This window comes from Pedobacter sp. 05L430, from assembly GCF_056397585.1.
The window spans coordinates 1-10,534 of record NZ_JBFTNT010000159.1 but is presented as its reverse complement, the minus strand read 5'-3'; the positions used below and the strand labels follow the sequence as shown (position 1 = coordinate 10,534).

The 10,534-nt window shown below is 38.2% G+C and carries 9 protein-coding genes; 6 read left to right on the top strand and 3 right to left on the bottom strand.

Going from position 1 to position 10,534, the window contains the following annotated elements:
• On the bottom strand, nucleotides 1–1,346 hold a 1,346-nt coding region (locus AC1DG9_RS17875), incomplete at its 3' end, for a TonB-dependent receptor plug domain-containing protein (protein WP_477634987.1).
• 801 nt (nucleotides 1,347–2,147) lie between these two features.
• Between AC1DG9_RS17875 and AC1DG9_RS17870 the strand changes: the two genes are divergently transcribed.
• The 5 genes from AC1DG9_RS17870 to AC1DG9_RS17850 all read left to right on the top strand — a co-directional run bounded on the left by AC1DG9_RS17870 (nucleotide 2,148) and on the right by AC1DG9_RS17850 (nucleotide 7,964).
• The gene (locus AC1DG9_RS17870; RefSeq protein ID WP_172663727.1) at nucleotides 2,148–2,912 is read left to right on the top strand and encodes an ROK family protein; all 765 of its coding nucleotides are present in this window, start codon (nucleotides 2,148–2,150) and stop codon (nucleotides 2,910–2,912) included.
• Between the two features lie 4 nt (nucleotides 2,913–2,916).
• Complete coding sequence (gene gndA / locus AC1DG9_RS17865) at nucleotides 2,917–4,329, top strand: NADP-dependent phosphogluconate dehydrogenase (RefSeq protein ID WP_337715100.1); 1,413 nt, start codon at nucleotides 2,917–2,919, stop codon at nucleotides 4,327–4,329.
• A gap of 37 nt (nucleotides 4,330–4,366) precedes the next feature.
• Nucleotides 4,367–5,878, top strand: a complete 1,512-nt coding sequence (zwf, locus tag AC1DG9_RS17860; protein ID WP_477634986.1) for a glucose-6-phosphate dehydrogenase — start codon at nucleotides 4,367–4,369, stop codon at nucleotides 5,876–5,878.
• Nucleotides 5,878–6,603: a 6-phosphogluconolactonase gene (gene pgl, locus AC1DG9_RS17855; protein ID WP_172663729.1), complete on the top strand. Its 726-nt coding sequence runs from the start codon at nucleotides 5,878–5,880 to the stop codon at nucleotides 6,601–6,603. The genes zwf and pgl overlap by 1 nt, the downstream gene beginning before the upstream one ends.
• 128 nt (nucleotides 6,604–6,731) lie before the next feature.
• Nucleotides 6,732–7,964: a purple acid phosphatase family protein gene (locus AC1DG9_RS17850; protein WP_337715103.1), complete on the top strand. Its 1,233-nt coding sequence runs from the start codon at nucleotides 6,732–6,734 to the stop codon at nucleotides 7,962–7,964.
• On the opposite strand, the gene AC1DG9_RS17845 is transcribed toward AC1DG9_RS17850, so the two are convergent.
• The gene (locus tag AC1DG9_RS17845; protein WP_172663731.1) at nucleotides 7,961–8,548 is read right to left on the bottom strand and encodes a DUF4833 domain-containing protein; all 588 of its coding nucleotides are present in this window, start codon (nucleotides 8,546–8,548) and stop codon (nucleotides 7,961–7,963) included. The genes AC1DG9_RS17850 and AC1DG9_RS17845 overlap by 4 nt on opposite strands.
• 45 nt (nucleotides 8,549–8,593) lie before the next feature.
• Between AC1DG9_RS17845 and AC1DG9_RS17840 the strand changes: the two genes are divergently transcribed.
• Nucleotides 8,594–8,803, top strand: a complete 210-nt coding sequence (locus tag AC1DG9_RS17840; RefSeq protein WP_477634985.1) for a hypothetical protein — start codon at nucleotides 8,594–8,596, stop codon at nucleotides 8,801–8,803.
• A gap of 226 nt (nucleotides 8,804–9,029) precedes the next feature.
• Here AC1DG9_RS17840 and AC1DG9_RS17835 read toward each other — a convergent pair whose 3' ends face one another.
• Complete coding sequence (locus AC1DG9_RS17835; RefSeq protein ID WP_172663732.1) at nucleotides 9,030–10,349, bottom strand: OmpA family protein; 1,320 nt, start codon at nucleotides 10,347–10,349, stop codon at nucleotides 9,030–9,032.
• Between the last annotated feature and the right edge of the window lie 185 nt (nucleotides 10,350–10,534).

Below are 10,534 nucleotides of genomic sequence, written 5' to 3'. Positions count from 1 at the left end.
TCATACTGAAATGAAGAACCTACAACGAAGTTAAATGTATGTACATCATTAATCTTCAGATCATACGTTGCCGTATTATCAAAAAACACTCTTCTACTGTACCCATAATAATTTGAGGCATAGTTTGTTGTTTGCAGCAACGTTCTTGGATAGAATATATCTCTGTAGCCCTCATTATGATCCAATCCGAAAGTAGAATTGAATTTAAATCTGCCCAGATCTATACCCAGACTAACCAATCCTTCTACAATATTAKACCTGTTGTCATCAAATCCTTTGTCAAATTGATCCAGATATTCACCATATTTTAACTTATTAGKGGCAATTGGCGAACTTAAATCAGGTATGTAGTTCACTTGTGACAACCTATCTCTAACATTCTTATTTCGTTGACGGTCAACACGGTTCGCGTTAATAATAGCCGTAAACGCCATCCATTCAGTTGGCCTCATGTTAATCTGAAAACGAGTATTATAGCGATCTGCACCAGTATTGTCTGCAACGCCCCCGCTGGTAGTTGTACCCACCCCAAAACGGAAGTTAGCTCTATCACTACCACCCGAAATTCCGGCGTTCACAGAATAAGCAAGTGCATTACCATAATAACTGTCGTTCCAGTTAGATGGTCCATAAAAGTCATTGTTTAACGAGTCACTTAAATAAAGAGGATAAGAGTCGTTATCAGAGTAACTACCATTGGCAGTATACTTATTGTAAAATTGTCTTCTAAAGTCGTTCTCGAACTTACCGTTTATAGTAGTTACCGCACTAGGCTGTGCTAAACCTATATACGATTCGAAGTTTATTTTTCTAATTGTCGAGTTCCTTTTACTCGTTAGCAAAATTACTCCGTTAACTCCTTTTGGTCCGTAAACAGATGTAGCACCAAGATCCTTCAATATCTGCACAGATTCTATATTATCCATGTTGATATTGGCAAGTGTATTTGTTGCCGGACCTATTCTGTCAAATTTAAATTGTTGGATGTCGTAAGCAAAAGGATGCTCACCAACTAACGGTATCCCATCAAGAACAACTAGCGGCTGCGTAGCAAATTGTTCACGTGGCGATACAAGCGGCTGTGATGTTCCGCGGATAAACATGTTCTGAACTGTACCTGGCTCACCAGACGATTCCTGAACATAAAGGCCAGCGGCCTCACCTTTTAAATACTGCTGTAATGTAATCGCAGGAAAAATAGCGAGCTTTTTAGGATCGATATCATTTCCTTTAGATTCTAAAGCCGAAAAAACGGTCCTCTTGGACTTAGGCTGGAAGCGTGTAGTGTCTACTTTAAGTTTGGCAGAATCCTCTTCAGCAGAATCAGTCTGTTGTTGGAAACTCATCTTAAAAGAAGAAATATCCGACACACAGGCAGACCTAGCGGCATTGCCAAAAGAACATGTTGATGAACACAACAAACCCAGGAAAGTTATATTTGCAATAAAGCGCATAACAGATAATTAAGTATTAACTGATTGAAAACCTTTTTTAATTTGATTTTATAGAAACTAATAGATTAAATTTTAGATACACGTACGCCAGATCGCCTGCCAATCGAGCAGATTGAACAGCAACAAGTAAAAAATTTAAAATATTTTTAAAACGATTTAGCTAGGTATCTCCGCAACCAATAGATTGCATAGCCCAGCTTCAGCATTTAAAATTGGCATGTTATGCCCAAGAAAAAATTTGTGATTATGTCGTGAGGATTCACTACATAGCTTTTTAGTAAAAGTTTGATTCATAGTTTGGCTTATTAGGTTAGTATTTGGTTTCCCGACAATGACTTATGGTGCTAAATCGATTATCTATAACAATAATACGAAAGAAAATTTAAATTCCAAATCTTTTACATCATTTTTTTTACACAAAATCACATAAGTGCATTCGATTGCCAAATAAGCCCTATTTAACCCATACGCCCATACTATAACGTTATCGTAACAATCGTTTACGTAACAGCATATAGCCATCATCCTMAGGCATATGAAACCGCAAACTTTATACATATATATTACATGTATGCTGCAATTATCACGTTGTAGTAATTATTAAAATATAAATACATAAACATGTCCTTTTTAATGAATGAAAATTTGTTATTTTGAATTATATTAAAAACAGGCCCCTTACACAAAACAGATATGCCAGTTAAGCAAAAAAAAGAAAGCGGAAACAACATTTTATCGATAGATATAGGTGGCACCAGCATCAAAGCCTGTATATTAAGTTCAAAAGGAGATCTGCTCTCTGAATTTAAAAAACTTCCTACCCCAAAAAACTCAACACCGGAAGAAGTTATTAAAACCATTAAAGAATTGGTATCATCGCTCGAAGACACCTTCGACAGGATATCAATCGGCTTTCCCGGATATGTTAAATGCGGTAAAGTAGAAACAGCTCCAAACCTGGCCAAAAACAAATGGACCAATGTTAATCTTGCCCAACAGGTAAGTAATTTATTTAACAGACCTGTAAGGCTTATTAATGATGCCGACCAACAAGCACTTGGAATTGTAAGTGGCATAGGCTTCGAAATCGTATTTACAGTAGGTACCGGTTTTGGTACTGCGCTGGTATTTGACGGCGAACTACTCCCCCATTTTGAGCTTGCTCATTTACCGGTAACAAAAACAAAGGACTATGATGATTACATAGGAACCAAAGCTTTTGAAAAAATTGGAAAAAAAGACTGGAACGAACGTTTAGAACGTATCATACAGATCTATAAAACAGTATTCAATTACGACACATTATATATAGGTGGTGGAAATTCAAAGCACATTACCTTTGAGCTTGATCATAACATTCATCTGGTAACTAATAAAGATGGCATCAAAGGCGGTGCTAAACTTTGGGAAGTTGCCGAAAAATATCACGTATACACAACTCGTCCTAACGACAAATAAAATAATGAAGAATAAATACACTTTAGGAATGATCGGTCTTGGAACCATGGGCCGAAATTTATTGCTTAATATGGCCGATAATGGCTTTCAGGTTACAGGTTATGATAAGGATGCCCGCATGCTTAAAAAGCTTGAAGAAGATGGTAAGGCCCATAACTTAAAAGGATTTGAATCATTAGAGGATTTTATACAAAGCCTTGAACTTCCAAGAAGGATTATGCTTTTAGTACCTGCTGGTAAAATTGTTGACAGCGTAATTCAGGAACTTGTTCCTTTACTTGATAAAGGCGATATGATCATCGACAGTGGAAACTCTCACTTTACTGACACAAGCAGAAGAGCGATTGAGCTTTCAGACCAGGGCATCCACTTCTTTGGAATGGGTATATCTGGTGGCGAAGAAGGTGCCCGTTTCGGACCAAGCATGATGCCTGGTGGAGATAAAGCTGCTTACAACGCAGTAAAACCTATTCTAGAGGCTGTTTCTGCAAAAGTTAACGGCGATCCTTGCGTAGCATATATTGGCCCCGGTGCTTCTGGTCACTTTGTGAAAATGGTTCACAATGGTATTGAATATTCAATGATGCAAATTCTTGCCGAGACTTACGACCTTTTAAAGAACGTACTTGGCTATAACAATGAGCAGATATACAACACATTTGAAAAATGGAACAATGGCAGGTTAAAATCTTTCCTACTGGAAGTAACCCGCGATATTTTTAAAGTTAAAGATAAAAAAACCGGAGGCTACCTGATTGATGTCATCAAAGATCAGGCGAAATCTAAAGGCACAGGAAAATGGACTTCGCAAGTTTCTATGGACTTGCAATTACCTATTCCAACTATAAATGAATCGGTAAGCGCACGCGATCTGTCAAAATTCAAAGAACTCCGTGTTGCACTGTCACAAGCATTACCGCATCAGCAAATTAAAGTTGAAAATGCAGCAGCGTTTGAAGTACAGTTAGAGCAAGCGCTTTATTTTGCTATGATAACCTCTTATGCTCAGGGACTTCATTTATTGGAACAGGCCTCAGCAGAATTCAAATATGAGCTTAACCTGAAAGAAATTTCTCAAATCTGGCGTGGCGGATGTATTATCCGTGCGGTGCTACTTGAAGATATTTATCAGGCCTACAAAAAACAACCGGAGTTACCACATCTATATTCAGATGAGAGCATCCAAAATCAGTTAAAAGAAATTATTCCGGGCACAAGAAATGTTGTGATCACAGCATTAAAAAATGGCATTGCAATTCCTTGCTTCGCCTCTGCACTTACCTATTACGATTCCCTTAGAACTGATAAATCACCATTAAATCTAACCCAGGCACAGAGAGATTTCTTTGGCGCACACACTTTTGAGCGCATTGATGAAGAAGGTATTTTCCATGCCGATTGGAACGAGAACAATTAATTAAATCACAACCCACACTGGATATAATAACATTCTAATGAAAACTAGCCTCAACGTTAACCCAACCATTGTAGTAATTTTTGGCGGTACCGGTGACTTAAATTTGCGCAAACTTGCGCCCGCTCTTTACAACTTATACACAGACGGCTACATGCCTGAAAAGTATGCCATCATTGGAACTGCCCGCAGGCCGCTTACTGATGACAAATTCAGAGAGAACCTAATGGACGGCGTAAACAAATTCTCAAGATCAGGAAAAGTAAAGCAGGAAAAGTGGAACAAATTTGCAGAAAATGTTATTTATAATTCTGTTGATGTAGAGACTCCAGAAAGCTTTGGTTTGCTTAAAAAGAGCATAGAGAAACTTCAGAAAGAGTTTGGTCCTAAAACACAGGTTATCTATTACCTTGCTGTAGCACCAAACCTGTTCCCACTTATTGCTAAGTGCTTGTCAGATTATGGATTAGCAGGAACTGAAGACAACTGCCGTATTGTAATCGAAAAACCTTTTGGAAGAGATMTTGAAACAGCTAAAGAACTAAATTGTATTCTTACCGGCATATTTACCGAGAAACAGATCTATCGTATAGATCATTATCTAGGTAAAGAAACCGTGCAGAACATAATGGCCTTTCGTTTTGCAAACTCATTTTTGGAGCCGCTTTGGAACCGCACTTATATAGATCACGTTCAAATTTCTGTAACAGAGCAACTTGGTGTTGGCGATAGAGGGGGCTATTACGAAGGTGCTGGTGCGTTAAGAGACATGATTCAGAACCACTTGCTTCAATTACTTTGTTTAATTGGTATGGAAACACCAGTAAACTTTGATGCAGATGAGATCAGAAACAAAAAGGTGGATGTATTAAAAGCAATGCGTCCGTTTAGTTCTGAAGACATTCGTTTCAGCACAGTTAGAGGTCAGTATACTAAAGGTTGGGTAGAAGGTAAAGAAGTACCTGGATACAGACATGAAACTGGGGTAGATGCCAATTCAAATACTGAAACCTTTGCTGCAATTAAGTTTTTTGTAGACAACTGGAGATGGCAGGGAATTCCTTTTTACGTACGTACAGGAAAACGTTTGTTCCAGACCTCTTCATTAATTACCATTCAGTTTAAAGATGTACCTCATCATATTTTCCCTTCCGGAGTAACCGAGCACTGGCAACAAAACAGGTTGATCATCAGTATTCAGCCTGAGATGAGTATCCGTTTACAGGTACAAGGTAAAAGACCAGGATTAGACATGGTATTGAATCCAGTTGACATGGTATTTGACTACAAAGGAACCTATAGCTCAGAAACACCCGAGGCTTATGAAACCCTTTTATTAGATGTTATGACAGGCGATCAGACCCAGTTTATGCGTGCCGATCAGGTAGAAGCTGCATGGGAGTTGTTAATGCCGGTTGTTAACGCATGGGAAAGCAAAAAATCTTTAAGCTTCCCTAATTACACTGCAGATTCATGGGGACCAGAAGACGCCGAAGCGCTGATTGCCAGAGACGGTTTCCACTGGTTTGCATTACCACTAAATAAAGAATAATGAATTTATTAATTTATAAAACTCAAAGCGAATTATTTGAGGATCTGATAGACTATATAGTAACTATTGCCAATCAGTCAATTGCAGAAAACGATTGCTTTAATTTTGTACTTACAGGTGGTAACTCACCTAAAGCCTTATATGAATTACTAGCTACCACATACCGCGATAAAATTGACTGGTCTAAAGTATATTTCTTCTTTGGCGATGAGCGCAATGTATTGCCAAATCACGAAAGTTATAACGGTTTAATGGCTAAAAGAGCAATACTAGATCCTTTAAATATTGCCGCTGATCATATATTTTATGTAGATACCACCCTTGCTCCCGAAAAGGCCGCAATTGAGTATAACAAAGCTATATCTGCACATTTTAATGGTGCTGACATCATTTTTGACCTGATCCTGCTAGGAATGGGCGATGATGCACATACTGCTTCATTATTCCCTGGAACATCTATTCTTGACAACAAGGAAGTAGAGGTAGATTCAGTATTCGTAGAAAAACTTTCTACCTACAGAATCAGTTTTACTGCACCGCTAATTAACAAAGCTAAAAACATTGCTTTCCTTGTTTTTGGTGAGACCAAAGCACAAGCTGTAAAACACGTTATCGAAGCGCCAAAAAAGAATACAAAATTGTATCCTTCACAATTAGTCAATCCTGTTGATGGTAGTGTAACCTGGTTTCTTGATGATGCTGCAGCAAGCCTGTTAGATAGTTAATAAGATTCTAAGAAAAAAAAAGGTGTATCATGATTTATGATACACCTTTTTTTGTAAAAAATACAAGTATGTTACAAAACAGAAATATTCCAATTTAGTATCTTGCCATCAAATACTCCCTATTTGTTATGGAAAAAGAAATCAATGCATTACCCCGTCGTCAGTTTCTGGGCAATGTATCAAAAGCAGGAATACTAGGATCATTAGCTGCCTTTTTACCAGGCAGCAGTTCTGCCGAAGTACTTAAATCCTTTACCGCCATCCCAGAAGACGGGCATGTCTTTTTAACAAAACCCTATTTGCAATTACCTTCGGCAGACGGCATGACTATAAGGTGGGTTACCAATAAACTTTGCTACAGCTGGATTGAATATGGCGAAGGGAACAATCTAAACCTAAAAGCCCACAATGTAACCGACGGTCTGGTTGACGCCCACAACAGAATAAACTTTGTTAAATTAAAAGACCTTAAACCAGGCACAAAATACAGCTACCGTGTATTATCTAAAGAAATCACAGACTTTCAGCCCTATTCCTTAAAATATGGAGAAACCATCTCTAGTGAAACCTATTCCTTTAGCACACCAAAAGCAAATCCTGAGGCAGTTTCATGGCTTATACTAAACGATATTCATGATCGCCCGGCATCAATCCCGCATCTGCTAAAATTAAACAACGAGGATTACGATTACGTATTTTTCAACGGCGATATTTTTGATTTTCAGAAAGACGAACAGCAGATCATAGACCACATGCTTAATCCATCTACAGATGTATTTGCAAGCACAAAACCGTTTATGTTCGTCCGCGGCAATCACGAAACCAGAGGCAAGTTTTCTCGTGAACTGAAAGATTATTTTTCTACTAAAAACGACAAAGGATATTTCGCTTACCAATGGGGCCCGGTTTTCAATATCGTATTAGATACTGGCGAAGACAAGCCTGATGATCACCCCGTTTATGCCGGAATAGTAGACTTTGATGGCTACCGCAAAGAACAGGCGAAATGGCTGGAAGAAATCATGAAATCAAGCGCTTACAAGAAGGCAAAATTCCGTGTGGTTATGATGCATATTCCCCTATATCATTCCGGTGATTGGCATGGACCAATGCATTGCAGAGAACTCTTTGCGCCGCTGTTTAAAAAGTATAAGGCAGACATTGTAATTTCCGGACATACACATACCTACGGCGTTTGGCCACCATCTGCAGAACACCCCTACCCTGTTATCATAGGCGGCGGGCCACAGGAAGGAAAGCGTACGCTTATTAAAGTAAAAGCCGACAGTAAAACACTGGATTTAGTAATGCTTAAAGACGATGGATCGGAAGTAGGAAAGTACAGTTTAAAGAGCAGCTAAACTTTAATTCTTTCTAAAACCGCAGCATTATTTTCTGTATTTATGCCTTTTAATTCCACATATTTAACATTTGGCAACCAAAAAGAACCACCTTCAATCCTCACAAAAATCCTGTCGAGCTGAATCTTTTTGTTATTAACCGTTACATAAACGTGGAACTTCTTGTCGTTCTCAGATTTAAGCAAATACATCGGCAGTTTTTTATGCGAAACAAACCTTAGTTCATAGTGGTCTTTACCTATCTCTTTGGCCTGAATACCATATGCAAATTTCTTTTGGATGTAGCTTAAATCCTTTTTCTCGCCCTCATCCCCATAACGAATCCAGTACACTAGAATAGGTTCTTTTCTGTCTACCTCTCCATTTTTATCTGCATTTAACTCACAGATGATTGTGTTGGTGTTAGGATCTCTCTGTAAATAAAAAAGCAGATTGGCAATTCCTTTTGGAGTTGGAAATTTTAAAGGTGAAGGATCACTTTTATCAACTACCTGAGCATATGCAGGTACAGGATTTACTATTGCTGTGATTAATAAACTAAAAAGCAACAGTATATTGAGGGTTAGTAATTTAGCGGTTCTCATTGGTAAAGTATTAGGGTTCAAAGATAAAAAGAGAATTCTAAACTCTTGATATTCAATTGTCAAATTGCCGACATTATCTTTCACAATAACACCTATAGTATAATTCTGAACCAGAACTGGTATATTGCAACAATTATGGGTTACGCGAAAGAAAGAGGAAAGCTTGAAAAGCTATCAACAAAAATAGTCGGCATAAGCATTTATGACGAGAAGAATTTAGGAATTCTAATCGATATTCATGAGCAGTGTTCATAAATCATGAATTGCCCCATTTTCATTAAGTTGTAAGAAGTTTTTCTAGTTAAAATTTTCTGTAGCCGACCCTGAGAGGGTCAAATTCAATTATTTCATAATTTTATTTCTCTCGGTTATTTTCGAGCCACTTTTTCAGTGCCCTTGAAAATTCAATCGGGTCTTTTTATTAAAGCCTTCTCACTCCGCTTTTCGACATCTCCTTTGGTTAATCAAAGGAGATGACGAATTATTTTTGCGTTACACGCACATCAATTCGACGATTTTGAGCCCTGCCTTCTGGAGTATCATTGCTCGCTATCGGATGATCCTGACCATAACCTTCGGCAGATAAACGCTTGGCATCTACACCTAGTTTAATCAACGCCTGCATTGCAGTATTCGCTCTTTCATTAGATATCTTCTGATTTACAGCGGCATCGCCTATATTATCAGTATAACCACCCATTTTTAGCTGCACATTTGGATAAGCTTTTAAAATGGCAGCTATATTTTTCAATTGCTCCTGAGATTCTGCTTTTAGCGTACTCTTTCCAGTCTCAAAATACAACCTATCAAATGTAAACCAGGTTGTTTTATCAACAGGTTTATTCTTATCCTCAATAAATGAAATAAGGCTATTCTCTACAGAATTCTCAGCAATGCTAAGTTCAGTACCATCTGGCAATTTCTTGCTAATTTTAGCACCCAGATCCTTAACAAAATCTCCTGCCTCGTTCAATTTACCTGCAACAGTAGATACCGCGGCATCCGCGCCCGCTTTCACCGCTCCGGCAGCAGAATCCATTGTGGCACCTGCCGAATCAATATTGGCCGATAAAGAATCTGTAACAGTGGTCATTTCTGTTTTGTTGCATCCAGATTTACCCATAATCCACCAGGCACCTAGCAAAATAACAAGCAACGGTATTAACCATTTTAAAAAGCTACCACCCGCTTTAGGCTGTTCCATAGGAGTAACATAGTTTGTTTTTGGTATTTTTACATCAGCAGGAATCTCAACCTTTGGAATATCAACTTTTGGGATATTAATACTAGCCAAACCTAAAGAATCACTTAAACCACTTGGTAGTGCAGCAGCGATAGCCGATTTGCTTTCAAAGATCTTACCTAATAAATCGGAGATATTCCATCCTTTACTGGCCATTAACTTAGAAATATAACCTGTAATTAATGGAACAATCATGGCCAGCAAACCTGTAGCTTTTGCACCACTTAAACCACTTGAAGAGGAAACCGCATCCGTTACTGCTCCTGTATCGCCACCAAATAAGCCACCAAGCAAAGATTTGCCTTTCTCCAATAAAGAATCCTGATCATCATTTAATAAATCTGCAGGGTTACTGCCGGAACCGGTAACACCGGATAAGATATTGCCTAGAAAGCCTGTATCACCGCTGGCTCCATTTTTCAGGATGCCCGCTAGAATAGCTGGGATACCTGCTGAAAACCCTGTTTGAACCTGATCTTCGGTTACGCCAGCTTTCTGACTTAAAGAAGAAATCGCATCACTGCCTATTTCATTCTTTATCATTTCAATTAAATTCATGTTTATAGTTTTAAGTTAGTATTCTAAAATAAAAACAAACACCCGCTCCTTTAATCTCCAATGGTACATAAAAAAACAGAACGTACCTACACGTTTATTAAATCTAAGATTAAGCTGTTATAAATACAAATCTAATAGCCTAATAGAAAACCACTTAGGTGTAGTTCATAACATCTTGTCTCCTA

Excerpts from the sequence above, each read along its gene's own strand:
- AC1DG9_RS17870 (WP_172663727.1), top strand. The coding sequence starts at position 2,148 with ATGCCAGTTAAGCAAAAAAAAGAAAGCGGAAACAACATTTTATCGATA.
- AC1DG9_RS17845 (WP_172663731.1), bottom strand. The coding sequence starts at position 8,548 with ATGAGAACCGCTAAATTACTAACCCTCAATATACTGTTGCTTTTTAGT.
- AC1DG9_RS17835 (WP_172663732.1), bottom strand. The coding sequence starts at position 10,349 with ATGAATTTAATTGAAATGATAAAGAATGAAATAGGCAGTGATGCGATT.
- gndA (WP_337715100.1), top strand. The coding sequence starts at position 2,917 with ATGAAGAATAAATACACTTTAGGAATGATCGGTCTTGGAACCATGGGC.
- pgl (WP_172663729.1), top strand. The coding sequence starts at position 5,878 with ATGAATTTATTAATTTATAAAACTCAAAGCGAATTATTTGAGGATCTG.
- AC1DG9_RS17850 (WP_337715103.1), top strand. The coding sequence starts at position 6,732 with ATGGAAAAAGAAATCAATGCATTACCCCGTCGTCAGTTTCTGGGCAAT.